Below are 24,494 nucleotides of genomic sequence, written 5' to 3' on the forward strand. Positions count from 1 at the left end.
TCTCACGGCAGGTTCTGGATCAGGCTCGGGACGGCGACTTGCCAAGGCTGCAGCACGCTCTGACGCTGCTCATCGAGCACCCAGGCAAATCCGCCATACAGCATCGCCAGGCCAGCGAGGGTAAACAGCAAAACCATCCACCACGGCACAATCCGCAAGGTGGCCTGGTGACTGTCCGGCACCCCAGGCCAGGCCGGGGTCAACCCGCCGGACGCCTCGCCGCGTAACTGGCGGATCTGCCGGTACAACGCATCGCGAACCTCCTCCAGTTCCACATGGCCGGCGTTACGCACCCGATAGCGGCCCTCGAAGCCCAGCGCCAGGCACAGGTACATCAGTTCCAGCAACGGCAGATGCCGAACCGGGTTGCGGCTCAGTTGCTCAAGCAGGCGAAAGAACTTGTCGCCACCGAAGGTTTCGTTATGAAAGTGGCTGAGCAGACTGTTCTGTGCCCAGTCGCTCTGGCGCCCCCACTCGGTGGTCACCACCTGTTCATCGAGCACCGTGCACAACACGTAGCGAGCAGTGTTCAACTGCTCGCTGTCGATACCGTCGCGCAACGCCTGCCACTCAAACTGACGCACCTGTTCACGCAAACGGTTGTTGAGCTGGCTGATATCGGGAGGTGGCAGATCAAGCCTGATGCGCACGATGCTCGACAGCAGTGCCGAAGCCGCCGCCACCAGAGCGTTCAGGCCCAGACTGAAGCCGGCCGCTGGCCGCGCCTCAGCGCTGTAGACCATGCGTTCCTGAAGCTGGGCAAAGCGCGGGGCGTCACTGGCGGTGGTCAGCGGTGCCTGGGTCGGCCCCTGGCCCTGATGGTCGAGCAACACCGTCATTTCATCGTCTGGCTGCGGATTATGTTGATTCATGAGGTTCAGTTCCTGATGGCCCAGAAGGTCAGTTCCAATCCGGCAAACTCGCCGGCGACATGAAAGGCAAAGCCTCCGGAGCGCCCCAGCAGTTCCAGTGCCTCGCGGTCAGGCTCCAGGACGAAGTAGGTCTTGTTGGCATGGAAAGGAATCTGCCGGGGTGCTACCGGCAGCGGTTTGAGACGGATGCCCGGCAGATGCAGGTTGACCAGTTGGCGGATGTGCTCCACTGCACCGGCCTTCAGGTGTGCCGGCAAGCGCTGACGCAGCTCTTCGCTGTCGCACAGTGCACTGGCAGCGAGCACGAAGCTCGACGACGCCAGCAGGCTGTGGTCATGAAGGATCGCCACCTGCACGCCGTACTGGCGCTGTTGCAACGGTAGCTCGATGGCGTGCTGCTCAAGCACCATCGACAGCACCTGGCGGATCGCCTCCAGTAGCGGCCGCAGGCTGGCCCCTTGATCGTTGTGCCGATAATGGCTGTCAAGCACGGGGCGTTTGCTGTCGCTGGCAAAAGTTGCCAGTTCTCCCAGCAACCCCAATAGCAGGCGGTACAAGGCTTCGGGCGCGACCCGCGGTTGTGCCAGGCAGTGCCGCAGCAGCAGTTCGTTACGATTGATCAGTTGCAGCATCAGCAAGTCACCAACCTGGGCGCTGCCCTGCGTGCCGCTGCCGCGAATCCGCTCGGCAATGGTATCGCCTCGATGGGCCAACAGGCTGATGACTTCCTTGAGGCATGACAGCATCCATGGCGAAGCCTGCAGATGCACAAAACTGGGGATGAAGTCAGCCGCCAGAGTGATCGCGCCAGTGGCCGCTGCTTCGCGGATCTGGCAGATTTTCAAGCGCACCCAGGCCTGTTCGCCGGACGGCTCGCCCAGCAACAGCCGCAGGTCGGGCCGCGCACAGTGAATGGCGGTGCTGCCCTGCTCCCCGGCGTTGGAGTCACTGACCTGGGTCTGGTAGACCGTGTAGCGCGCCAGCACGTCGGACTGCTCGGGGTGCCGGGCTTCGATGTGGTTGCCGGTCACCAGTGGCAAGCCCAGATAAACTGCGGTATCGACAGTATTGGCCGGCACGTCGAGCGCCAGCGGCTCGGGCGTGTTGCCCAGTTCGAACAGGCTGCCGTCGGGCAGCACACCGCTGGCCTCGCTGACCACCAGCTTGCCCATATTGAGAAATTGCAGGTCGATCACCAGACTGAAAAAACCCCAGTTGTAGGCCCCCAGCAGGCAGGTGCGGGTCTTGAGCTGATGGTCGTGGTAACGATCGTTGTGTTGCAGGTGCTGGGGGCGCAGCAGCATCCCTTCCTGCCAGATGACTTTATGCGCGTTCATCACCACTCTCCGTCTGGCGCAGTCGGCCCGCGACGCTGTTCGATACCATTGTGATCAAGCAGCAGTACCGCCTGGTTGCGCTGACCGGGGCCGAGGGTCAGCACCTGGCGCCAGCGAGTCTCGTTAAGCTCACGGTAGGCCGCCAGCACGCCGAGGTGCCGGCCGCTTTCCACCAGCAACTTGAGCCGCCGGGTTTCCCCAGGACGCAGTTCAAGCTCTTCACTGACCAGCAGATCAGCCGCCAGGGTGTCGCGAGGTCGTTCATACAGACTGAAAAAATCCGCCGTCTCGAAGGCCACCGGGTGGCGCAGTTCGAACAGGCGCAACACAACCGGTGAGGGACGGTCATGCTGGTCCGGGTTAAGCCGGTCACTGGCCGCCAGGGTCAGGTCCAGACGGGTCGGTTCAGGGGCGGACGACAAAAGGCTGCAACCGCTCAATGACAGCAGTGCAATCAAGGTCAGCCAGCGCTGTGGCGGGCATTTGAAAAATGGCATCGACATCACTTCCGCAGGTCGGTATGAAGGGGCCTGATCAGGCGCAGTTGTTCGCCATAGGCACGGGTCAGGTCCTGGACCAGCAGGTTCTGGCGCAATAAAGCAGCGCCATCGAGTGCCAGTTGTTCGCACGCGGCCTGGTCAATACCGTCCAGGCAAACCCCAAGCGCTGTTGCGTAGGCCTGCCAGAAGGCTGCGGTCGGTGGTTGGCGCGCGATCGAGTCAGCCAGCAGTCGGGGCACTTGCAGTTGCTCCCTGTCGATGCCGGCAGGCGGCAACTGTTGTTGCTCGGTGTGCTGGTCATCCAGGTCGCTCAGGAGCCGGCCCAGTGGCAGCCGATGAGCCAGGGACTCACTGAGTAGAAAGGCGTCGTCCGGAATCAGGCTGCCTGCCGGTATCGGTCGCCCGACCCGTGTTTCGCTGTCATCTGCTACCGGCAGCAGGCGCGCATGCAGTGTCAGCGAGCCAAGGCGATAGCAGGCGTCCGCCGCGACCGGTTGCGCCACGCCTCTGGGCAGCCGGCTGCCGGTGCGCAAATCGAAGGAGCCGTTGCGGCTGACATCGGTCAGCCAGAACCGGCCGTCCTGCCAACTGATGCGCGCATGCCGGCTGGATACGTGGCGCAGCGTGTCCACCAGTACCCAGTCAGCCTCCGGACTTCGGCCAATCAGGCCACCAGCCTGGCCGAAACACATGTGCGGGGTGCTCACCTGCTGGCGCTGAGCGGGGTCGAGTATTTCCAGAATCAATTGCATTTCTACACTCACACTCCAGGCCCACGTTCGGCCGCCCGAGGGTCACCCAACGGGCGGTAATCACTGTCATCATTGGCCTGAAACAGGCCACAAGCGCTAAGACCAAGCATCACCAGAACCAGCAACAAGGCATGCCGAAGGCGCAGGAACATAGGTTTCTCCATTTATGAATCGAGGTTCAGCTCAGCAATCAGCGGGAAGTTCGCAGCGGATGTTGAGTCGTTGCAGGCGGTACAGCAGCGTGCGCCGGGCCATGCCAAGCTCGCGGGCCGTCTGGGTGCGATTGCCACCGTTGTTGTGCAGGCTTTCGATCACCAGGGCACGCTCGACCCGCTCCAGACGCTGGCGAAGATCGCCGCTGCCTGACGCCGGCAAGACGCCGGGCGGGCCGATGAAATGCTCAAGGCGCAACTGGCGACCCTCACTGAGCAGTACAGCGCGCTCGACCAGGCCTTTGAGCTCGCGGACATTGCCGGGAAAGCCGTAACCATTGAGGTAATCCAGGGCCGCTTCTGACCAGCGCACCGTGCCCTGGCGCTTGGCAACCGCCAGCGCGGCAAAATGGCGAGCCAGGGTCGCCACATCACCCTGGCGATGACGCAGGGCCGGCAACTCGATAGGAAATTGTGCAAGCCGGTAATACAGGTCCTCACGAAAGGCTCCGGCCTTGACCAGCGCCCGCAGGTCGCGATGGGTCGCAGCGATCACCCGCACGTCGATCCGGTGCGGCTGGTTACAACCCAGCGGGCGAATCTCGCCTTCCTGCAAGACCCTGAGCAGCTTGGCCTGCAAGCTCAATGGCATGTCACCAATCTCATCGAGCAACAGCGTACCGCCGCACGCGGTATCGAACAGGCCGGGGCGGTCGCGCAACGCACCGGTAAACGCGCCTTTGCGATAGCCGAACAACTCGCTTTCCAGCAGACCTTCCGGGCAGGCCGCACAGTTCTGCACCACGAACGCACCGGCCCGACGCTCTCCGTAATGATGGATCGCCCGCGCCACGACTTCCTTGCCGGTGCCAGTCTCGCCATTGAGTAATACGGTGCAGTCGCTACGCAGAACCTTGCCGATCATCTGCCGGGTCTGGCTGATCGCCAGGCTATCGCCGATCAGGCCATAGCCGTCAGCCGGCGCCGCTGGCGAGTGAGTCGGCCCCGCCACGCCAGACGGCTCAAGCGCTGCGTGGTCGGCCTTGCGTGCAAGCATCAGCGTGCCCAACTGCGCCAGCACCCCGGCCGCGCCATGCAGTGGTCGCTGGCGGCTACTGGCGCACAGCATCAGCCCTTTGACCTGCCCGGCAACATCGGCCAGCGGCACACACAACAAGGTCTGCCAGCGGCACTCCGGCAGGAAGCTGATGTCATGCAACACCGCAATGATCGGGTTCAGGTACAGCGGCTCACCCTGACGCAAAGTGAAATGCAACAGCGGACAGTCGCGGTAGTCCAGCGCCGGCTGCGCGCTGCGGTGCACCACAGCGTCGTCAGCCACAGACGCGGCAACGTGATGTTCTGCATCCAGATGCAGCCTCACACCTGTGCTGTCGAGCAGGTAGACCTGAGCCAGTTCGCAGCCGGTGATGTCACTGAGAATGCTCACAAAGTCGTGCAGTAAAGTTTCATGCCCGGCGCTGGCCAGGGTCACGCACTGGCGCAACAGCTCAGTGGTTTGTTCATCGAAGCTCAGAAGCGGCATTTCAGGAGAACTCCCAAGCCACATGACCATCGCTGGCGAGACCGGCATGGGCCCGCTCAAGGGTTTCGCCACTGGCCATGGCGGCCAGCAGGCGATCGACCAGAACCGGCATCAGTTGCTGGTCGAACAGAGGGTCGATCAGCCGCGCCCCACTGGGATCCTGCTGGCAGCGCTGCGCCAGTTGCACCACCAATTCAGGGCTGTAGCTGAACTCCAGCTGACGCTGGCGCAGGCGTTGCCCCAGCTGTTGCAGTTTCAGGCCGACCAGTTCGCCCAGCACGGCAGCACCCACCGGGTAGTAAGGCACCACACGCATCCGCGCCAGCAACGCCGGCTTGAAATGGCGACTAAGCGCGGGGCGAATCTGCTCGACCAATAACCCTGGCTCGGGACGCGCACCCTCGGCACACAACGCTTCGATCTGCTCGCTGGCAAGGTTGGAGGTCAGCAGGATCAAGGTATTGCGAAAGTCGATCTCGCGGCCCTCGCCATCGTTGGCAATGCCTTTATCGAAGATCTGGTAAAACAGGTTGAGCACATCCGGATCGGCCTTTTCGACTTCGTCGAGCAGCACCACCGAATAGGGCCGCCGGCGTACCGCCTCGGTGAGCATGCCGCCCTCGCCATAACCGATGTAGCCCGGCGGAGCACCGATCAGACGCGCCACGCTGTGCTTTTCCTGAAACTCCGACATGTTCAGAGTGGTCAGAAAACCCTCACCGCCATACAGCAATTGGGCCAGCACTCGCGCCGTCTCGGTCTTGCCCACGCCGCTGGGGCCGACCAACAGAAATACCCCTACCGGCGCATCGGGGCGATTGAGCCCGGCAGCAACCGTACGCACTGCTTGATCAAGCATCTGTACCGCCTGGTCCTGGCCTCTGATCCGCGCCTGCAAGTCTTGGGCAAAGCCTGCGACCCGCGCATTGTGTTCGCGAGCCAGTTGTTCTACCGGCACACCGGTCCAGGCACTGATCACTTGCGCGACCAACCGTGGGCAAACTTCACAACTGGCCAGGCGCTGCTGCGCATGGGCGTCGGCCAGGGCTGCGCGGGTTTGCAGCAGCTCACTCAGTGCCACGCCGTCATCCTGGCCGGCCGCTCGGACCTCACTGAGTTGCTGACGCAGCTCAGGCAAGCGCTCGGCCAACTCGCGCTGCCGATGCCAGTCGGCTTCCAGCGCCGGGAGCTGTTGTTCGGTATGCACCAACCGGTCTTGCAGCCGGGCCATGGCCTGCGCCGCCACGGTGAGTCCGGCGTCCTGATCGCGGCGCAGCGCCTGAAGTTGGCGCAGTTGTTGGGCATGCTCATCACGTAGCCGCTCCAGCTCCGCTGGCGCCGCGACCAGACTGATGCGAGCTCTGGCACAGGCGGTGTCCAGCACATCCACGGCTTTGTCCGGCAGTTGTCGGCCTGCCAGGTAACGTGCTGAAAGTTCGGCAGCGGCCACCAGCGCATCGTCGCGGATGTAAACACCGTGGCTGTGTTCATAGGCAGGCGCCAGCCCACGCAGGATCGTCAACGCCTCAGCCACGCTGGGTTCGTGCACCTGCACAGGCTGAAAGCGTCTGGCCAGGGCCGGGTCTTTCTCGAAGTATTTTTTGTATTCCGACCAGGTGGTGGCCGCAATGGTACGCAGCTCACCGCGGGCCAGGGCCGGTTTGAGCAGGTTGGCGGCATCGCTGCTTCCGGCCTGGTTACCGGCACCGATCAGGGTGTGGGCTTCGTCAATGAATATGATCACCGCTGGAGTGGCTGCGCGGGCCTCCTCGATCACGCCCTGCAAGCGCCGCTCGAACTCGCCCTTGATGCTCGCCCCGGCCTGCAACAGCCCCAGATCCAGCGCCAGCACGCGAACGCCTTGCAGCGCCGGCGGCACTTCACCGGCGCTGATGCGTAGCGCCAGGCCTTCGATCAAGGCGCTTTTACCGACGCCAGCCTCACCGACCACAATCGGATTGTTCTTGCGCCGCCGCAGCAGAATGTCGATCAACTGACTGATTTCGGCATCCCGGCACAGCACCGGGTCAAGTCGGCCCGCCAGTGCCTGACCGGTCAGATCATGGGTAAAGCGCGGTAACAGTGCTTCGCTACTGGCCGCCAGCACGGCGTGCTGGCTGTCGGCTTGCGCGGCCGCCTTGAGTCGTTCGAGATTGAGTGACGCCAACAATGGCTGATAGCCCTGACCGGCGTGCGCCAGCGGGTTGCCCAGCAGCGCCAGTAACAGCGCCGCCTGGTCGATGCAGGCCCGGCCCAGCTCCAGATTGGCCACCAACAGCGCTTGCTGCAGCCATTGCACCAGCTCCGGGGCAAACGTCGGATGGCGCGAGGTGCTCTGGCCTGGGCGCGGTTGCAGCACAGCCTGCAACCGGCCAGCGTCGACACCGGCATCGCGTAAACCGCGCTCGAGCAGGCCCTGTGGGCGCTCAAGCAGACACAACAGCAGGTCGTCGACCAACAACTGACTGGCACCGCGGCTGACACAGCGCTCGGCGCAGGTTTGCAGGTCGGCACGGGTTGGGGCGTCGACTGCCTGAATGAGTTTTTGCAGGTCCAGATTGATCATGCTTCAAGAGGTCCTTTAGTGAATCCGGTTGCCCAGCGTGACCAGACCATCCGCCTGGTCAGCGCCCAGCCAGCTGGTCCAGCCCAGCCGGCAGGGGTTCTGCTCGCCAATGCGCAATTCACGAATCTGCTCGTGGCGCAGTTGCAGGCGGATGTCGTAGTCGAGCGGGTCACGCAGCGTGAAACGCACCAGCGCGCACAGCGGCGCAAAGCCACTGCCGATCGGTAGAAAGTCGTGGAAGCCTTGCCAGTCGAGCTGGCAGACATGAATGCGGAATTTGCCGCCGCCATCGCGTACCCGATGGCCGACAATCAGGTCGTTGCCCAGGCGGCTATTGCCTGTCCCCAAACGGTTGCGTTGCTGCTGGTGCACCGTGACCCGGCGCTCGACACACTGCTCGATGTGCAGAAGCGGATGCTTGAAGTAGTAGCGCAACACCGCCTCGATCAATGCCGCCGAATGGGCGCGCAGGCTGAGCAGCCCCAGATAGGGCAACAGGCGCTTCCAGTTCAGGTGCCGAGACTGGCGAATCGTCTCGCCGCCCAGGCCGATCAGCGCAAACAGCCGCTGCGAAAAGCGGTCATCGGCCCCACTCCTGAAGCTTGCGTGGTATCGGTATTTGGTCCATACCGGCAGCAGCAGCCGCTGCAAACGATGGTGGAAAAGATCGAGAAACAGCCGGGTTCGCTCACCCTCGCAGCCGTCGCGCAGTGCCTGCTCGGCATAGAAGGCCGGTAACGGCGAGGCCGAACCACACAGGCCGAGCAGGTTCAGGCGCAGGCGGGCACGCAACCGGCCATGCTCGGTAAAGAACTCGACCCGCTCCACATCACTGACCGGAAACCCCAGGCTCGGGTTGGCCTGGAACTCCAGCAGCTCGTAAAGCGCATCGTCGTCCAGCTCAGGATGTTGCTCAGCCAGCCGGGTGATGATCTGGCGTACCGCCTGAAACAGCGAATACTCGCGGATTGCGCTGCACAGCCCGCTCAGAGCAGGGGCTGCTGACCCATGCGTGGCGTCCATTGATACACGTCTCCCTGTGTGGTGCTGACTTGCAGCTCGTGAAAGGAATTGAGGCTGGCGTAGAGCGCGAAAAACTCGTTGAGTACCGAGCCGAACAGATACAGGTCGCCATCTGCGATGTAGTGACGCGCGTCGATGCTCAGTTCGGTGCGCAGGCCACGCAGCGGCAGAGCGCCGTGCATCCGGTCGACCGCTTCATGACGCACCGCCTGCAAGCCATCGAGCCGCCGACGGCTGACTTTCTCGGCATGCGGGTCGTGGTAACGCGGCCAGTCATAGGTTTGCAGGATGACTTTGAGCGCCTCGACGTTGGCCAGCGACAGGTAGTTGAGCGACATGTTGCTGATCAGCTTCCAGAGAAATCCCCGGCTCAACGGCGGCGCATGACTGGCGGTGGCCGGGACGATGTTGCGAAAGCGGATGAACCCCGGGCTGTTCTCGCAAGGCTGGTCAATTTCACCGACCTTGAGCTGGCGTGGCAGGTTCTGGTTGGTGCAGGTCAGCTCCACGGATACGGTTTCATCGCCGCCCCGGCCAGCCACCGCAAAACTCAGCCAGGTCTCCAGCCCGTCGTGCAGCGCCGATGGCCGCTGGCGCAGGCTGTAATGTGGCCGGCCCTGGGCAACATCAAAACTCGGGTCATGTTCGAAGGATTCGAACGGCACGTAGGTCCGGTAATCCAGCCCGCCACTGTTCCAGCCCGTCACCGAGTCGACCGAATACACACCGCACGTTGCCGAGCCCCGGCTGCCGGGCAACAACAGGTATTCGTCCTGGCGCTGGTCGAAGCGGATCGGCAACGCGTCCTGGCGAAACAGGTTGACGATGGGGGTGCAATACAGCTTGACGTTATCCAGGGTCGGACGCAGGTGCTCAATCGCCTTGCTGCGGATATCCATGCGCAGTTCCAGACCGCGCAGGTTTTTCAGGGTCTGTTCCGGCAGGCTGCCCAGCACGTCGAGGCCATTGATATCGACAAACAGAAACTTGTCCTCAAAGGCAAAGTACTCCTGCAAGAAGCGGTAACCGCGAAAGGTGTTCAGAGGGTAGGGAATCAACGCCTGGTCCTCTGCAAAGCCGACCGGCTGGACGCAGTCGGCAGACAGCTTGAAACTCAGCGGGCTGCCATTGACGTCACAAGCCGGTTTGCCGTGCAGATCCAGCGGCACCAGACACAGCTGATCCAGATGACGCAGCAGACTCAGGTACAACATCTGGCTGATGTAGCGCTCGCCCGCCAGGTGCAGACGCAGGTTGGCCAGTTGCAATTGGCCAAGGTGACCGTCAGCGGTCATGCTCAGGTGCAAGCTGAGCAACGCGCCCTCCCCCTTTACCGAAAACTCCAGGCCGCTGGTTTGCAGAGCATGCAAGCGGGTGGCGTAGCAGGTGCGAAAACGGCAACGCACGCCGTCCACCTCACGGCTTTCCAGCTCCGTATCGCGGGCCACCGGTTGACCGGGGCCGGCCTGCGCCAGCGCTTCGAACTGCACGATGCTGAACGCCGGCAACGGCCGCATGTAGTTGGGCCACAACAGGTGGATCAGCGAATGGGTAAGCTCTGGCAGTTCGTCGTCAAGCTTGTGCCGCAGCCGCCCGGTGAGAAAGGCAAAGCCTTCAAGCAGCCGCTCAACGTCCGGGTCACTGCCCGGTTGCCCCAGCCAGGGCGCCAGCGCCGGGCTGCGCTCGGCAAAGCGCCGGCCCAGCTGGCGCAAGGCACTGAGCTCACTCTGATAGAAATGATCGAAAGACAAGGTCAGTCACCTGGGCAGTTCATGATTCGACGCACACCTGACCGCCAGCCTGGAGCCGCACCTGCCACCGCAGCGGCCGCCTTACACCGGCCGTGACCAGCAGCGCCTCGAGCGCAAAGGCCAGGCGCAGCGGGTCACCCTGGGCTGGCAGCGGGATGACCCTGACCTCTGCCAGCCGTGGCTCATGGGCCGTGATAAACGCTTCGATGGCTGCGCGCGCCTGGCTCAGCGCGTCGTACAGGCTCAAGTGCAGGTTATTGAGGTCCGGCAGCCCGTAGTCAGCGCGAATCTGCACGCTGCCGGCACGGGTGCCGAGCATGCGTTGCAGATGGCTGGCCACCGAGTCTGCTACCGCCGCCTCATGACTCATGCCGCAGCGCCGGGCGGCCTCGCCCCCCAGGCGTTCGAACAGGCTGCCGTAGCCGGTCACTGGCTGACGTCCTTGTCCAGTTTGCCGACCAGCGACAAGGTGAAATCAGCGCCCATGTATTTGAAATGCGGGCGCACGTTGAGGCTCACCCGATACCAGCCCGGCTCGCCCTCGACGTCACTGACGCTGATCTGCGCGGCACGCAGCGGGCGCCGGCCACGGACTTCGGCACCGGGGTTTTCCTGATCGGCGATGTACTGGCGAATCCACTTGTTGAGCTCCAGCTCGAGATCGGAACGCTCTTTCCATGAACCAAGCTGCTCGCGCTGTAGCACCTTGAGGTAATGCGCCAGCCGGTTGACGATCATCATGTACGGCAGTTGCGTGCCCAGCTTGTAGTTCAGCTCAGCGTTCTTGCCCTCGGCGCTGTTGCCGAAGAACTTGGGCTTCTGCACCGAACTGGCAGAAAAGAACGCCGCGTTATCGCTGCCCTTGCGCATGGTCAGGGCGATGAAGCCCTCCTCGGCCAGCTCGAATTCACGACGGTCGGAGACCAGCACTTCGGTGGGGATCTTGGTCTCGATTTCTCCCATGCTCTGGAAATGGTGCAGCGGCAAGTCTTCTACGGCGCCGCCGCTCTGTGGGCCGATGATGTTCGGGCACCAGCGAAACCGCGCGAAGCTGTCGGTCAGCCGGGTCGCGAAGGCGTACGCCGTGTTGCCCCACAGATAGTGCTCGTGGCTCGCGGCGACGGTTTCGCGGTAGACAAACGACTTGACCGGGTTTTCTTCCGGGTCGTAAGGGTTACGCAGCAGAAAGCGCGGCAGGGTAAGGCCAAGGTAACGGGCATCTTCGGACTGGCGCAAGCTCTGCCATTTGGCGAACTGCGGCCCTTCAAAGTGATCACGCAGGTCCTTGAGGTCGGGCAGGCCGGTAAAGCTTTCCAGGCCGAAAAACCCGGGGCCGGTGGCCGCAATGAACGGCGCATGGGCCATGCAGGCCACACTGGCCACGTACTGCATCAGTTTGATATCCGGAGCGCTGGGCGACAGGTAGTAGTTGGCGATCATTGCCGCCACCGGCTGGCCACCGAACTGCCCGTATTCGGCGGTGTACACGTGCTTGTACAAGCCCGACTGCATCACCTCGGCAGAGTCTTCGAAGTCTTCCAGCAGGTCCTGGCGCGAGACATTGAGGATTTCGATCTTGATGTTCTCGCGAAAGTCAGTGCGCTCGACCAGCAGCTTGAGGCCGCGCCAGGCTGACTCCAGTGCCTGAAAATCGGGGTGGTGGAGAATCTGGTCGACTTGCTGGCTGAGCCGCGCATCGATCTCGGCGATCATCCGGTCGGCCAGGGCTTTCTTCACCGGCTCGGCGCTGTTGTGCGGTTTAAGCAGTTCGGCGATGAACGCTGACACGCCGCGCCGGGCAATACCCCAGGCTTCGTCTTCGGGATTCAGGCGGGTCTGGGCGATGATGCTGTCCAACAGGCTGTCGTGCTGGTCACCGGACGGGTTACGGGTTGCGGTCTGGGTATTCATCTAGGGCTTTCCTTGGCAATTGGCTTACTGGGCGGGCGAGGTTTCAGGGCTGATACCCAGTTCTTGCAACACGCGGTTGCGCGAAGGTTCGTCGCTCAGCACATCTTCAATGGCCTTGCGGAACGCCGGTGCATTGCCCAGCGGCCCCTTGAGCGCGACCAGCGCATCGCGCAGGTCCATCAGCTTGCGCAACTGCGGCACCTGGTCGACCAGGCTGGCGGGGTTGAAGTCGTTCATCGAGCGCACGCTCAGGCTCAGTGCCAGTTCATCGGTGGCCTCGTCATCCTGCAGGCGGTTGGCCACGCTGAGGTTCAGACACAGCTCCTGCTTGGCCAGCACCTCGTCAAAGTTGTGCTTGTCGATGGAGATGGGTTTGCGCTCTTCAAGCTTGCGTGGGTCAGGGCGACAGGTGTAATCGCCCAGGGCCAGCAGTTTGAGCGGCAGTTCGAGCTCTTCCTGAGCACCTCCGGTGGCAGGTTTGAAGGTGATGTTGATGCGTTCCTTGGGGGCTACCGAGGCGTCTTTGGCCATGCTGTTTCTCCTGGGGTTTGCGGCCCTTGGGCCTGTTCGAGCACCACCTCGGGATCGAGGTGGCACAGCCTGCGAAAAATCTCTTCCTTGCGCTCGCGCACGGCGTTGTTCTGCGGCAAGCGCTCGCAGCAGTTGTGCAGCAGGTGCAGGACCTGAAGTTGCAGTTGTGGCTCCCAACCGGCCTGCTGACCCTGTAGCAAAAGCTGGTCGAGGCCCTCGAGCTGAATGCGCGCCAGTTCATACTGCTGCGCGGCGAAACACAGCCGGGCCAGGCTCAACTGCCAGAAAAATCGCTCGCGACCACAGGTCGCGCCGGTCAGCCCGGCCTTGAGCGGCTGCCCGGCGACCTTCAGGCCGTCCTTGGCCAGTCGTGCCACGGCCGTTTCCAGGGCCGGCTCCCAGGCCGGTCGCAGGTCTGCTTCGGCGGGTTCGACGACTGTCGCAAGGGGCGCCTGTTGCAGATGGACAGCGACGTATTGGGTGATCCAGAGGCTGGTGGCCGGGTCGACAAATGGCCTGCCGTCTTGAAAGCGCAACTGCGCCAATGCGGGTAAGCGCTGCAACAGCAAAGCCAGATGCAATTCGACGGCGCGCATCGCAAGATCGGCGTTCAGTTGCTCAAGGCACTGCCAGACCATGCGCTGCCCGTCGATCCAGAACGGCGCCTGACTCAGGCTGTGCTCCAGGTCAATCAACAGATCGGCGTAGCCTCCGTCGGCGAAGCGCTTGTGATAATCGGCGAGCTGTTCAGCGGCCAGACCGCGCACTGCGGTGACCTCGCCGTTACGCTCTGGCAGTGTCTGCACCGGCAGCCACAACAGGCTGCGGCTCAGATGTACGGCGCGAAAATCGCAAGCCTTGCTCTGCAACCACCAGCGGCACAGTGGCCCGGCCTGCTCTTGCAGGTTGCGCAGGGACTGCTGCGCCTGCTTGTGGCTGCTGACCTCGGCGCTTGGTGCCAGCCACTGGCTGGCGGCCTGACGGACCTGGGTGGTCACCGCCTCGACCACACCGACGGCCGGGCGGTTGTCTTGCGCACGCTGAATCATTGCCGCCAGACGCCGACACAGCGGTAACAGCAGCGGCGCGGCAGTACCGAGTTGCTCGCTGAACAGCCGATCAAGTGCTTCGAGCAAGGTCAGTAAACGGCGGAACAGCTCAAGCTGTTCGCCCACCGCGATCTTGTCTCCCAGCAACGGGTCGAGGCGGTTCAACAGCCAGTTGATGGCTGCACAGCGGGTCCGCGGTTTGAGGGGATGCACGCTCGCCCAGTGGCGGCTACAGAGCTGCTCAAGCAGGCCTATCCCGGCCAGCAGGCCGACAAAGGATTCGCGCTGGTACAAGGCCCAGGTCAACCAGACCGCCACCCGCAAGTCTTTGGACTGGTTGCGCAACAATGCTTCGCTGCGCTCCAGGACCAGCAGCCAGTCGACTCGTTGCCCGGCGTGCAGCGACTGCGCCTTGGCAATTTCCTGCTCCAGCGCTTCGAACTCGGCGCAGAAACGCACGTCTTCGCCCACGAAACTACGTTCGCTGATGGCGAGCTCGGCAATTTCCAGATAAACAAGGCACAACTTTGCGCGATAAGGCATTGGCATTCCGGCAGCAAAAGTGCGGTTAAGCACAATGCAGCCGAGAATATACCCGTGAATAAAAAACCAGCCAAAACAAGGGTTAGCGAGTATTTTAGGATGTTGTTAAATATTTAAACCATGGCTCAAACTGCACACAACTCGCATCAATAAACACTGGAAACACTTATCTAGCCCACTCTAAGACACCGCATATACGGCATTAAAAGACCGAAAACAGCACGGCAAAACAAGTTGAAACAATAAATAAATTGCTTTTCAAATCATCACTAAAGTCGTGGTCAGAGCGAGATGGCAAAAGCCCATCTCTTTCTTCGCTGATCGTATAACCGACCAACGGTACAGGGCCGCAGGTTCTGTAGAAGCCCTTGAAGCACAAGCCTCTGCGTGTTCATCACCCCCTAAAAAGCACCGCTTCAAGGCACCATGGGAACTTGCCAAGTTGTACGACATCCTATGTTATGCTTGACTGCATCTCGTCCCACTACAATAACAATCGGAGACTTTCACCATGGCGAACAGTCGATCTGTCACAGCCAAATCCGCCGACGCTGCACAACCGCTACTCAAACGCATGACCAAACTACTGGGGCCAGGCATCATCGCCGTGTTGTCCTGGCTGGGTGCTGGCGATCTGATCACTTCATCGGTCGCGGGCGCCAACTACGGCTACGCCATGATGTGGGTACTCGCGGTGTCGCTGCTGTTGCGTTTTCTGATCGTCAACATTATTGCGCGCTTCCAGCTCTGCAATAACCAGGGCATGACCATCCTTGAGGGCTACGCCCAACTGCATCCCCTGTTTGCCTGGTTCATGCTGGGTTATGCCTTGCTCATGGGCCATCTGATCAATGCCTACATGATCAAAGGGGCCGGTGAGGCATTGGCGATGTTGCTCAATATCAACCAGCCATTGCTGTGCTCGGTGGCCGTAATTATCGCGGTCTGGTTGCTGGTCGGGCGCAACGTCTACAGCCTGATTGAAGGCGTGATGAAAGTCCTGCTGGCAATCATGACCCTGGCCTTCCTGGCGCTGGCCGTGATGTCCGGCCCCGATCTGGGCGGCATTCTCAAGGGCACCATCGGCTTCAGCATTCCACCAGACCAGGGCGTGCATGGCGCCGTGCTGGTGGCGGTTTCGGTAATTGGTGCGGTGGCCGGCTCCATCGCCAACTTCGTGCATCCGTACGTAATGCGCGAAAAAGGCTGGACGGGGCCGGAGCACAAGCGCATGCAGCGCAACGACCTGTTGTTCGCGGTCATCGTCGGTATTGTGATTAACCTGGCGATCTGGGTGGTTGGCGTGGAGATCCTGCGTCCTAATGGCCTGCAGGTCAGCACGCTGGGCGATCTGGGCAAAGCACTGGAAATGTTCTTCGGCCCGGCGGGCTGGTATGTGTTCTTCGTCGGGGTGTTCGCCACCTTGTTTGCCAGCATTGCGGGCAAGACCACGGCCTTTCCGATGCTGATCACCGACGCATTCCAGCACATCCGTCCTGAGCGCCGTGAAAAGTACGGCAAGGAGTTTCATCAGGACCCGATGCACAAGTGGTTCATGCTGTTCATCCTGGTGACCCCGATCGTCTGGTCGCTGCCCGGCATGCCGGACTTCGTGACCCTGACCCTGGGCGTCAACGCGCTGAACATCGTCGGCCTGCCGATCATCTCGCTGGGCCTGTTGATCATGTCCAACCAGAAGTCGCTGCTCGACAAGCAATACCGTAACAACTGGTTCGAGAACATCGCGCTGGGCTTTGCCACCGGGCTGGCAATCTGGGTTGCCTTCCAGCTGGGTGGCGAGGTGTTTGGCTGACACTGGCTAAAGGCGGCCGGTTACCACCGCGCCGCCACTTGCCACGCAGCGGCTAAAGATTGGCGTCCGCCAGCCGATAGCGCCTTATCAGTCATGACTGACTCCCGGCTACCCAGGCCGGGTTTGTTCACGCGGACAAGGACCTCTGCAGTGCAGTTGCACACTCTCCCGTTTCATCCCGAACACACCCCACCCGTTGATCTGCGCACCGCTGAGGTGGGCGTATGAGCGGGGATTTTCTGCATTTTTTGCTACCGTCTGCTGACAGCGGGTTGGAACTGACCTTCTTTACCCTGATCATCGGCAGCATGCTGGTTTCACTGGTGGCCGCGGAGTTTTTCGGCCGCGAGCAGACCTGGCAACACAACTGGACCGGCGGAGCACAGCAAGGCGCACTGGATCTTGAGCACGGCTCGATCAGCGAACTTAGCCACGCCCTGGCGTCATTGCCCGAACGCATCGTCGCCAACATGCCAGGCCTGCTGCTGATTTTTGGCTTGCTGGGCACCTTTCTCGGCCTGGGCATGGCGCTGGACAAGGCTTCCGGCGTGTTGCAAGGCAGCGGTGATTCGCTCAATGCCATGAGTGATTCGCTGGCGCAACTGACCGGCATGATGAAAGACCTCGGTTCGAAGTTCAAAACCTCCACCTGGGGCATCATTGCGTTCATCGTTTTGAAACTCTGGGAAGCATCGCGCTGGTCGGCCGATAGCCGCCGGGTTGATTGGTGCGTGCGGCAGATGAAGCTGGAAATGGAGCTGAGCCGCCGCGACCAGCGCGCCGACAACGAACGCCGCGACCTGCAAAGCCGCGACACACAAGAGCGGGTTGGCGAGCGCCTGGTGCAGACCATGAACCAGCAATCGGCGTTGCTGACCGACGCCTTCGTCAAGCTGATGAATTTGCAAGCGACCCTGGCCAGCGAAACCCGCGAGCAGTCCGAGTCGCTGAATAAACGACTGATTACCCTCGCCAGTGTCAGCAATCGTCTGCTGACCAGCCTCGATCAACGCATCGAGACCGGTTTCGGACAACTTGACGGGCTCAAGCTCGAACAACTGCGCCACACTGAACAAACCCGGCAGCACTATGCCGAGCAAGCCAGGCAACTGGCGAACCTCGCTGCGCTGAACGAGAAAGGCAACCTGTGGCTGGACAGCCTCGATCAACGTGCCGAGTCCAGTGCCGGACAACTGAGCGAGCTGAAGATCTTCAATGCCCGATTGATTGACCTGGCTCAGGAGCGCGACGATCACCTGCTCACGCAGGTGACCGAATTCATCAACCAAGTACGCGAGAGTAACCTGTCGTTGGCCAGCCTCGATCAGCGCGGTGAGTCGGTCGCCCGGCAACTCGATGCGCTGCTGCACGGCACCCGGGAAATCACTCAGCGGCTCGATGCCCTCAACACCTCCAGCGTCGCCCAGGAAACCCATCTGGAATCCACACTGGAAGGCATCGCCAGCGTGCACACGACCCTGCATGCGGCGACCGAGTCAGCCGGGCAGATGCTTGCCGAACTGAACAAGCCTGTGGCCCGGCGCACCCCCAAACATCCTGAATCCACTGAGTTTGCATAACAGCATGAAAGACAAACCCAACGAGTGGGTGTCCATCTCCGACCTGATGGCCGGGGTGATGGCGGTGATCATGCTGATGCTGGTGGTCTCGGTGCTGCAGAACAAGGCCGCCGAGGCCGCCAGCCGGGCTGAACGGCAGTTGCAGGAAGCTGCGCGCAGCAAGGGGCTGGATAATCTGCTGACTCAATTGCAAGCCGATCTGGCCCAGCACGGTCAGTCTGCGTTGGTGGATATTGATCTGGCCAGCCGACGTCTGACGCTGCCCGATGATGCGTTTGCCCGTGGCAGTGCCTGTGTGACACCGGCCACTGAGGCGGTGCTGGTCCGGCTGGGCACGCGGATCGCACGCTTTATGCAGGACAATGCCCAGGCGCAGGTGCAGGTTGAGGGACATACCGATAACGTGCCGGTGAGTCGGGCGGTGACGGATATCCGGCGGTTTTGTACGGTGTATGACGATAACTTCACGCTTTCGGCGGCGCGTGCCAGGGAGGCGCGCAAGCGTCTGGTGGCCGCACTTGATGCCGGCCAGGCGTTGCGGGTAGTGGTGGCCGGTTATGGTGATTCGCGGCCCAGGCCGGGGATCGATCCGGCCAGCCCGCTCAATCGGCGGGTGGAGATTCAGTTGCTGATGGTGCCGCAATTGGCTGCGGCGTCGCAGGAGCGGTTTTAACCGCAACACTGGTCACTTAGGTACTGTATACCCCCGATGGGAGTGACCTTGGTCTGGACGGCACTCCGACGAGAAGGCCAGTAACAACACTACATCTGCCGTGAACGCGCCGCCGTCTTCGTTGGCAACCGGAACACCGGCAGGCTTTAGCCCCTGCGCAATAACACCACGAAAAATATGCCGCCCAACGCTGCGGTGGCGATGCCGATCGGCAGGTCTTGGGGGGCGATCAATGTGCGTGCGGCGACGTCGACCCAGACCAAAAACAAGGCGCCCAGCAAGGCACTGACGGGAATCAGCCGGCGGTGTTCGGCACCGACCAGGTAGCGCGCCAGGTGCGGCAGCATCAGACCGACGAAGCCGATCGCGCCGGCTTGCGAGACCAGCACACCGGTCAGTAACGAGCAGCAGACAAATACCTGCCAGCGCACTTTGCGTGTGTCGTAGCCGAGACTGACTGCGGTTTGTTCACCGCTCATCAGGGCATTGAGCGGCCGGGCGAGGGTCAACAGAAGCACAAACCCCGCCAGGACGCATATCGCCGGTACCGCCAGCAGCTCCCAACGTGCCAGGCCCAGGCCGCCGAGCATCCAGAACATCACCGAACCGGCCGCGTGCGGGTCGCCGATGTACAGCAACAGATTGACCAACGCCATCAAGACAAACGACACCGCCACCCCGGCCAGCAGCAACCGGTCGCTGGCCAGCCGGCCTTGGCGGTTGGCCAGGTTCAGCACCAGCAGCATGCTGCCCAGCGCGCCGATAAAAGCGGCCAGTGGCAGGCTCAGGTCACCGGCAAAGCGTCCCAGGTACATCACCACCAACACCGCCCCCAGCGCCGCGCCGGAGCTGACGCCCAACAGATGCGGGTCGGCCAGCGGGTTGCGGGTGACCGCTTGCAGGGCACTGCCGACCATCGCCAGCCCGGCGCCGACCAGCGCGCCGAGCAATACCCGTGGAGCGCGAATCAGCCAGACGATCTGCTGTTGTCCCTGGCTCCAGTTGCCGTTTACCGAAAACCCCAGTTGATCCAGGATGATGCCGCCGACCTGGGTCGGCGACAGGCTGGCCGAACCGAAACCAAGCGCCAGTACGCAAGACAGCGTGAGCAGCGCCAGCAGCCCGAGAATCAGGGCACGATAGGCAATTCGTCCGATTACCGGCTTCACTGCGTGCTCTGGCTGAACAGCTGCGGATACAGCGCGGCGGCGAGTTTCTCTACCGCTTCGGCGTTGTGCAGTGAAGGCGTGGCTTGCAGGTAGCTGAGCACGACAAAACGCTGCTTGCGAATCGCCTCGACACTTTGCAGCGCCGGGTGACGCAGCAGGAAGTCGCGTTTGGCCTGCCAACCGATGGGGCCGTAATCAACGATGACGATCAGTTGTGGATCGCGCTCCACCACGCTTTCCCAGTTGACGCTGGTCCAGCTGGCGGCCAGCTCATCCATGACATTGTGGCCACCGGCGCTGTCGATCAGCGCTTGCGGCATGCCCAGTCGTCCGGAGGTCAGTGGCCGGTCTTCACCGCTGTCGTAGAGAAACACCCGTGGCCGCTGTGCTTGCGCGGCCACACGCTGATGGACCTGTTGCAGGCGCTGTTGCATCTGCCCGATCAATTGTTGCGCGCGGTCTTGGACGGAAAAGATTTTCCCCAGGTTGCTCAGGTCGCGGTACAGGTCTTCGAAGCGAGCCTCGCGCTGCTGCATGACAAACGAGCAGGATTCGCTGAGTTCATAAACCGGGATACCAAACGGCGCCAGGCTTTGCGGGGTGACCGGGCCGTTGATGCGCATGCCGTAATTCCAGCCAGCAAAGAACAGGTCGGCACCCGCTTCGAGCAGGTTCTCCGGCGACGGGTAACGGGCGGCCAGTTCGGGCAGCCCAGCGAGCTGCTCGCGCAGCGACGGGTCGAGGGTTTTCCAGCCGCTGATGCCGGTGTAGCCGACCATCCGCTCGCGCAGGCCCAGCGCCAGCAGCATGTCGGTCATGTTCACGTCATGACTGACGGCACGCTGCGGCGCGCGCTCGAAGGTGACCTCGCGCTCGCAACTGCGCACGGTCAACGGGTATTCACTGGCCTGAGCCGCATGGCTGACGGCCAGGGTAAGTAACAACAGGATACGGATCATGCTTGGGTTATCCAGGTAATACGCGGGTGGTCGGCCAGCGGGTGACTGTCGACCAGGGCTTGGACACCGAACACTTCGCGCAGCAATTGCGGGGTCAGCACTTGCGCAGGCGTGCCGCTGGCCGCCAGTTGGCCGTCATGCAGCACGTAGAGGCGATCACAGAAGGCTGCGGCCAGGTTCAGGTCATGAAAGCTGGCCAGGGTGCTGAGCCGCAGGCGGCGCAGCAACTGCAGCAGTTCCAGTTGATAGCGTGGGTCGAGGTGGTTGGTCGGCTCGTCGAGAATCAGCAGTTGTGGCTGTTGCACCAGCGCGCGGGCCAGCAGCACCCGCTGTTTTTCACCACCGGACAGGCTGGCAAAGGTGCGCGTTGCATGCAGCTGCATGCCGCTGCGTTGCAGGGCCTGGTCGATCAGCGCCAGGTCCTCGACGTTGTCACCTTGTAACAAGCCTTTGTGCGGCGCACGCCCCATGGCCACCACATCCAGCACGCTGAGGCCGAAATCCTCTGGGAATTCCTGCTGCATCACCGCGATGCGCCGGGCGCTCCAGCGCTGGGTCTGCTGCCAGAGATTCTGGCCGTCAAGCAGCACCTGGCCGGCATCCGGCTGGCTGAAGCGCCAGGCGCAGCGCAACAGGCTGGTCTTGCCGCTGCCGTTGGGACCGATCAGGCCGACGAACTCGTGCTCACCGACCTGCAGGTCAATGCCGTGCAAGGCGAAGCCAGCGGCGCGCGCCCATTCAAGTTGCTGGATGTTCAGATGCGCCATAAAGGATTCCAGTCGGGGCGCTGGCGGTGGGCCGCCAGCGCCAATGGCGGTCAGAAACGGTAGTCAGCACTGACAAACAACGAGCGAGGCTGGCCCATCAGCCATTGCTGACCGCTGTTCTGCCCGGTCACCACGTAGCGGCGATCCAGCAGGTTATACAGTTGCAGCCCCAGACGCACGTCCGGCAATGCCTGCCAGCCAAGGTTGGCATCCACTACCGTGTAGCCCGGCACCTGGGTGGTATTGGCGGTATTGGCATAACGGGCATCGACGTAGCGCAGACCGATCCCGGCGTCCACATCGTCACTGACCGCCTTGTTCAGCCACAGGTTGGCGCTGCGCCGTGGCACGTCGGTGGGACGGTTGCCTGCCCGCGAAACGCTCTGGCCGTTGGAGACTTCGTCAAAATCATCGTATCTGGCGCGTACCACCGAGGCATTGGCCGAGACCTGCCAGCCCTGCGCCAGGCTCAGGTCAAGACTGGCTTCCAGGCCATTGGAGGTCTGTTGGCCGACCTGCTGGCTGAGGCGGGTCAACGGATCGACCGACAACAGCTTCTTCTTGACGATGTGGTAGGCCGCCAGGGTCCATTCACCCTGCCCGTCCCAGAACTGCTGCTTGAGGCCGAACTCGGTCTGTTTCGCCTCGGTCAGGTCCATCTGCTGCTGGGTCGGGTTGAGGCTGATCAGGTTGCTGATGCCGTCTTCACTGGTGGAGTACTGGCCGTATAACGACAGCTGGTCGGTGACCGCAAACACCAGCCCGGCACGCCAGTTGCCGCCATCGAGGCTACGGTCGCTGCGGGTGCCGGCGCGCATGTCGTCGCGATCGATATGGTTCTGGTCGCGGCGGATGCCGGTAACCAGCGACCAGCGCTCGGACAGTTGCAGGCGATTCTCGGCAAACAGAGCGAAGGTGTGGGTGACGGTGTTGGCCAGCGGCCGGAACGGCGAGTTGCTCTGGAAATAACCGTCAGCCGCTAGCCATGGGTCGATGTAGTCACCGCCAACATCGTTGTACGGCGAGTTGTTATCGAGCTCGAAGCGGATCTTGTTGTACTCGGCGCCGACCACGGTCTGGCTGTCCAGGCCGAACAGCGAGTGCTTGAAAGTAAAGCTCTGGCGGTCGCCGATCTGTTCCTGGTCGTGCTTGATTTCCAGGTAGTCGCCGCGCAGCAGTTGGCCGCGTGCGCTGTCCCAGCTGTAGACCTCGGCATTGCGCCAGTGGCGGCGGCTCTTGATGTAGTACAGCTGGTTGCTGGCACTGACCGAGTCGCTGAGCGTCCAGTCAGTGGTCAGGCGGGTCCATTGATCGTCGTAACGCTGCACGGCGTTGCGCAGGTTGTAGTTCTCGTCGCGCAGGCTGTCGCGGTAGTGGCCGTCGATCAATGGTGTGCCAAAGTACGACGAAGGCTCGCTGTTGCCGCGATCATGGGCCAGGGTAAAGCTCAGATCATCGCTGGCCTGCCAGCGCACGGCCAGGCTTAACGCATCGCTGCGTGAGTCGCCGTGATCGACCCAGCCGTTGCTCTGCTGCTGGTTGAGGGTCAGGCGATAGCTCAGGCTGTCGCTCAACGAGCCGCCACTGTCCAGCGCCGCCTGCTGACGATCGTACGAGCCATAACCCAGGCGCAGGCGGTTGCGAATTTCGCCTTCGAACGGTTTCTTCGGCACGATGTTCACCGTTGCACCGGTGGCGCCCTCGCCATACAGCACCGACGCCGGGCCGCGCAGCACATCGATGTGCTCGACCATCCAGGTGTCCACCGGAAAGGTCTGGGTGCCCATGCCGGTGTAGAAGCGTGAGCCGTCAAACAGGGTCATTACCGATTCGTGCCCGCTGAAGCCGCGGGCCGACAGTGCGGTATTGCCATTGCCCGGTGCGGCAATGCTGGTGATACCCGGTGCGCGGGTCACTGCGTCCTGCACGCTCTGATTGTTGCGCTGCTCGATGGCAGTGCTGTCGATGCGGGTGGCGCTGGCCGGGGTTTGCAGCGACGTCAGATTGAGCCGCGAAGCGCTGGGCAACGGGGTGCTCAGGGTGGTTTGCGGCTGATCGGCCTGCTCTTGAACTGTGGTTGCCGGCAAGGCCAGGCTGCCGGGTTGCTCGGCCAGGGCGACAGGAGAAAGGACCACCGGCGAGAGCGCCAGCAGGCTGAACTGCAATGGAGAAAAACGGGACATGCTATTCCAACTCGATGAGGAAAGATGAACCCGGAGGGGAATAACGCATAGGCAATCAGGCACGCAGACGCACCCGAATACCGGCCTGCGCCCGCCCACCGCGGGGTTGCCAAACTGAAGTTGCAGGCCGGTCTCCGGGCTTGCGAGGATCATGAAACCTTCACCTTCCCATGCAGCCTGTGAGGCTGTAGCACAGTGGTATATAGAAGGTTTCGCTCGCCTACCGTTGCGGGGGCAGCGCCGGACTGGTCATCTGAGTGACGCACCGGCTTCCCGTTTCACCCCATGCACGGCGGCATGGGACACCTGAAACTGGGCGGCATATGACCACCGATGAACGGTCACGTCAATAGAAGATGGCTCACCGCCGTAGGAGCGGCTTTAGCCGCGAATTGGTCTTGCGTTTTGTGCATGGGTCATTGTCGCGGTTGTCTGGGCTGCCGGTTTCGCCCCCGACGGGCGACCTACTTTGGTTATGCCCAAAGTAGGCAAAGGCATTACTCCTGGCTTGGGTCCGCCCTGCGGGCGAACTACCCTCCGTCCGGCATCGATTCGGGGGCCGGCGCGATGGGCGTCCTGCCCAGCGCACCTGAAACTGGCTTCCCTGCCAGTTTCTCCCCCGAATCGACGCCTACCCTCGGCCAGCGCCCAAGTCGCGATTTGCGTCGTCTGTGCCATCTCTACTCAAAGATCAAAGGCAAAGGCAAAGGCAAAGGCAAAGGCAACGGCAACAGCAACAGCAACAGCAACAGCAACAGCAACAGCAACAGCAACAGCAACAGCAACAGCAACAGCAACAGCAACAGCAACTGAAGAA

General features: G+C 62.1%; 21 protein-coding genes and 1 riboswitch. Of the genes, 4 read left to right on the plus strand and 17 right to left on the minus strand.

Annotated features, from left to right (window positions below; genetic code table 11):
- Positions 1 to 2: 2 nt before the first annotated feature.
- Genes icmH through tssA form a run of 13 tightly spaced genes read right to left on the minus strand, consistent with a single transcriptional unit; the run spans position 3 to position 14,533 of the window.
- The gene (icmH, locus tag NJC38_RS16750) at positions 3 to 872 is read right to left on the minus strand and encodes a type IVB secretion system protein IcmH/DotU (protein ID WP_045492286.1); all 870 of its coding nucleotides are present in this window, start codon (positions 870 to 872) and stop codon (positions 3 to 5) included.
- A 5-nt stretch (positions 873 to 877) separates the two neighbouring features.
- The gene (gene tssK, locus NJC38_RS16755; protein WP_045492288.1) at positions 878 to 2,209 is read right to left on the minus strand and encodes a type VI secretion system baseplate subunit TssK; all 1,332 of its coding nucleotides are present in this window, start codon (positions 2,207 to 2,209) and stop codon (positions 878 to 880) included.
- Positions 2,209 to 2,706, minus strand: a complete 498-nt coding sequence (tssJ, locus tag NJC38_RS16760; protein ID WP_253115938.1) for a type VI secretion system lipoprotein TssJ — start codon at positions 2,704 to 2,706, stop codon at positions 2,209 to 2,211. The genes tssK and tssJ overlap by 1 nt, the downstream gene beginning before the upstream one ends.
- Before the next feature lie 5 nt (positions 2,707 to 2,711).
- Positions 2,712 to 3,461, minus strand: coding sequence for an FHA domain-containing protein (locus tag NJC38_RS16765; protein WP_253115940.1), 750 nt, complete (start codon positions 3,459 to 3,461; stop codon positions 2,712 to 2,714).
- A gap of 8 nt (positions 3,462 to 3,469) precedes the next feature.
- Complete coding sequence (locus NJC38_RS16770; protein ID WP_144403335.1) at positions 3,470 to 3,613, minus strand: type VI secretion protein; 144 nt, start codon at positions 3,611 to 3,613, stop codon at positions 3,470 to 3,472.
- Between the two features lie 31 nt (positions 3,614 to 3,644).
- Complete coding sequence (locus tag NJC38_RS16775; protein ID WP_253115943.1) at positions 3,645 to 5,159, minus strand: sigma 54-interacting transcriptional regulator; 1,515 nt, start codon at positions 5,157 to 5,159, stop codon at positions 3,645 to 3,647.
- Between the two features lies 1 nt (position 5,160).
- Positions 5,161 to 7,725 carry a type VI secretion system ATPase TssH gene (gene tssH, locus NJC38_RS16780; protein ID WP_253115946.1) on the minus strand — a complete coding sequence of 855 codons (2,565 nt, stop codon included), beginning with the start codon at positions 7,723 to 7,725 and terminating at the stop codon, positions 5,161 to 5,163.
- Between the two features lie 15 nt (positions 7,726 to 7,740).
- A complete protein-coding gene (gene tssG / locus NJC38_RS16785; RefSeq protein WP_253115948.1) occupies positions 7,741 to 8,748 on the minus strand; it encodes a type VI secretion system baseplate subunit TssG in 1,008 nt (335 codons plus the stop codon).
- Positions 8,712 to 10,499, minus strand: a complete 1,788-nt coding sequence (gene tssF, locus NJC38_RS16790) for a type VI secretion system baseplate subunit TssF (protein WP_253115950.1) — start codon at positions 10,497 to 10,499, stop codon at positions 8,712 to 8,714. The genes tssG and tssF overlap by 37 nt, the downstream gene beginning before the upstream one ends.
- 19 nt (positions 10,500 to 10,518) lie before the next feature.
- Positions 10,519 to 10,929: a type VI secretion system baseplate subunit TssE gene (tssE, locus tag NJC38_RS16795; protein WP_253115952.1), complete on the minus strand. Its 411-nt coding sequence runs from the start codon at positions 10,927 to 10,929 to the stop codon at positions 10,519 to 10,521.
- Complete coding sequence (gene tssC, locus NJC38_RS16800; RefSeq protein ID WP_253115954.1) at positions 10,926 to 12,410, minus strand: type VI secretion system contractile sheath large subunit; 1,485 nt, start codon at positions 12,408 to 12,410, stop codon at positions 10,926 to 10,928. The genes tssE and tssC overlap by 4 nt, the downstream gene beginning before the upstream one ends.
- Before the next feature lie 24 nt (positions 12,411 to 12,434).
- Complete coding sequence (gene tssB / locus NJC38_RS16805; protein ID WP_045492302.1) at positions 12,435 to 12,941, minus strand: type VI secretion system contractile sheath small subunit; 507 nt, start codon at positions 12,939 to 12,941, stop codon at positions 12,435 to 12,437.
- Positions 12,920 to 14,533: a type VI secretion system protein TssA gene (tssA, locus tag NJC38_RS16810; protein ID WP_253115955.1), complete on the minus strand. Its 1,614-nt coding sequence runs from the start codon at positions 14,531 to 14,533 to the stop codon at positions 12,920 to 12,922. Before tssA ends, tssB begins: the two co-directional genes overlap by 22 nt.
- Before the next feature lie 511 nt (positions 14,534 to 15,044).
- On the opposite strand from tssA, the gene NJC38_RS16815 reads away from it, so the two are divergent.
- The 3 genes from NJC38_RS16815 (at position 15,045) to NJC38_RS16825 (ending at position 18,599) form a co-directional block, all read left to right on the plus strand.
- Entirely contained in the window at positions 15,045 to 16,346 is a 1,302-nt protein-coding gene (locus NJC38_RS16815; protein ID WP_045492306.1) for an Nramp family divalent metal transporter, read from the plus strand.
- 224 nt (positions 16,347 to 16,570) lie between these two features.
- Positions 16,571 to 17,926 (plus strand): hypothetical protein, encoded by a 1,356-nt coding sequence (locus NJC38_RS16820; protein ID WP_253115957.1) that lies wholly within the window; start codon positions 16,571 to 16,573, stop codon positions 17,924 to 17,926.
- 4 nt (positions 17,927 to 17,930) lie between these two features.
- Positions 17,931 to 18,599: an OmpA family protein gene (locus tag NJC38_RS16825; protein ID WP_045492308.1), complete on the plus strand. Its 669-nt coding sequence runs from the start codon at positions 17,931 to 17,933 to the stop codon at positions 18,597 to 18,599.
- Positions 18,600 to 18,745: 146 nt separating this feature from the next.
- Here NJC38_RS16825 and NJC38_RS16830 read toward each other — a convergent pair whose 3' ends face one another.
- From NJC38_RS16830 to NJC38_RS16845, 4 genes are read right to left on the minus strand one after another with little or no spacing between them, the layout of a single operon-like run.
- Positions 18,746 to 19,768, minus strand: a complete 1,023-nt coding sequence (locus NJC38_RS16830) for an iron ABC transporter permease (RefSeq protein ID WP_253115959.1) — start codon at positions 19,766 to 19,768, stop codon at positions 18,746 to 18,748.
- Positions 19,765 to 20,742 (minus strand): ABC transporter substrate-binding protein, encoded by a 978-nt coding sequence (locus NJC38_RS16835; protein WP_253116133.1) that lies wholly within the window; start codon positions 20,740 to 20,742, stop codon positions 19,765 to 19,767. Before NJC38_RS16835 ends, NJC38_RS16830 begins: the two co-directional genes overlap by 4 nt.
- On the minus strand, positions 20,724 to 21,494 hold the full coding sequence (locus tag NJC38_RS16840; RefSeq protein ID WP_253115961.1) for an ABC transporter ATP-binding protein: 771 nt from the start codon (positions 21,492 to 21,494) through the stop codon (positions 20,724 to 20,726). The genes NJC38_RS16835 and NJC38_RS16840 overlap by 19 nt, the downstream gene beginning before the upstream one ends.
- Positions 21,495 to 21,544: 50 nt before the next feature.
- Positions 21,545 to 23,677: a TonB-dependent receptor gene (locus NJC38_RS16845; RefSeq protein ID WP_253115963.1), complete on the minus strand. Its 2,133-nt coding sequence runs from the start codon at positions 23,675 to 23,677 to the stop codon at positions 21,545 to 21,547.
- 107 nt (positions 23,678 to 23,784) lie between these two features.
- A riboswitch (cobalamin riboswitch) is annotated at positions 23,785 to 24,002 on the minus strand.
- 242 nt (positions 24,003 to 24,244) lie between these two features.
- Here NJC38_RS16845 and NJC38_RS16850 point away from each other — a divergent pair.
- Complete coding sequence (locus tag NJC38_RS16850) at positions 24,245 to 24,490, plus strand: hypothetical protein (RefSeq protein ID WP_253115965.1); 246 nt, start codon at positions 24,245 to 24,247, stop codon at positions 24,488 to 24,490.
- Positions 24,491 to 24,494 lie beyond the last annotated feature (4 nt).

Source organism: Pseudomonas sp. 21LCFQ010, from assembly GCF_024129905.1.
Classification (GTDB): domain Bacteria; phylum Pseudomonadota; class Gammaproteobacteria; order Pseudomonadales; family Pseudomonadaceae; genus Aquipseudomonas.

Coding starts and splice junctions, on each gene's coding strand:
- icmH (WP_045492286.1), bottom strand. CDS start 872: ATGAATCAACATAATCCGCAGCCAGACGATGAAATGACGGTGTTGCTC.
- tssK (WP_045492288.1), bottom strand. CDS start 2,209: ATGAACGCGCATAAAGTCATCTGGCAGGAAGGGATGCTGCTGCGCCCC.
- tssJ (WP_253115938.1), bottom strand. CDS start 2,706: ATGCCATTTTTCAAATGCCCGCCACAGCGCTGGCTGACCTTGATTGCA.
- NJC38_RS16765 (WP_253115940.1), bottom strand. CDS start 3,461: ATGCAATTGATTCTGGAAATACTCGACCCCGCTCAGCGCCAGCAGGTG.
- NJC38_RS16770 (WP_144403335.1), bottom strand. CDS start 3,613: ATGTTCCTGCGCCTTCGGCATGCCTTGTTGCTGGTTCTGGTGATGCTT.
- NJC38_RS16775 (WP_253115943.1), bottom strand. CDS start 5,159: ATGCCGCTTCTGAGCTTCGATGAACAAACCACTGAGCTGTTGCGCCAG.
- tssH (WP_253115946.1), bottom strand. CDS start 7,725: ATGATCAATCTGGACCTGCAAAAACTCATTCAGGCAGTCGACGCCCCA.
- tssG (WP_253115948.1), bottom strand. CDS start 8,748: ATGGACGCCACGCATGGGTCAGCAGCCCCTGCTCTGAGCGGGCTGTGC.
- tssC (WP_253115954.1), bottom strand. CDS start 12,410: ATGAATACCCAGACCGCAACCCGTAACCCGTCCGGTGACCAGCACGAC.
- tssB (WP_045492302.1), bottom strand. CDS start 12,941: ATGGCCAAAGACGCCTCGGTAGCCCCCAAGGAACGCATCAACATCACC.
- tssA (WP_253115955.1), bottom strand. CDS start 14,533: ATGCCTTATCGCGCAAAGTTGTGCCTTGTTTATCTGGAAATTGCCGAG.
- NJC38_RS16815 (WP_045492306.1), top strand. CDS start 15,045: ATGGCGAACAGTCGATCTGTCACAGCCAAATCCGCCGACGCTGCACAA.
- NJC38_RS16820 (WP_253115957.1), top strand. CDS start 16,571: ATGAGCGGGGATTTTCTGCATTTTTTGCTACCGTCTGCTGACAGCGGG.
- NJC38_RS16825 (WP_045492308.1), top strand. CDS start 17,931: ATGAAAGACAAACCCAACGAGTGGGTGTCCATCTCCGACCTGATGGCC.
- NJC38_RS16840 (WP_253115961.1), bottom strand. CDS start 21,494: ATGGCGCATCTGAACATCCAGCAACTTGAATGGGCGCGCGCCGCTGGC.
- NJC38_RS16845 (WP_253115963.1), bottom strand. CDS start 23,677: ATGTCCCGTTTTTCTCCATTGCAGTTCAGCCTGCTGGCGCTCTCGCCG.
- NJC38_RS16850 (WP_253115965.1), top strand. CDS start 24,245: ATGGGCGTCCTGCCCAGCGCACCTGAAACTGGCTTCCCTGCCAGTTTC.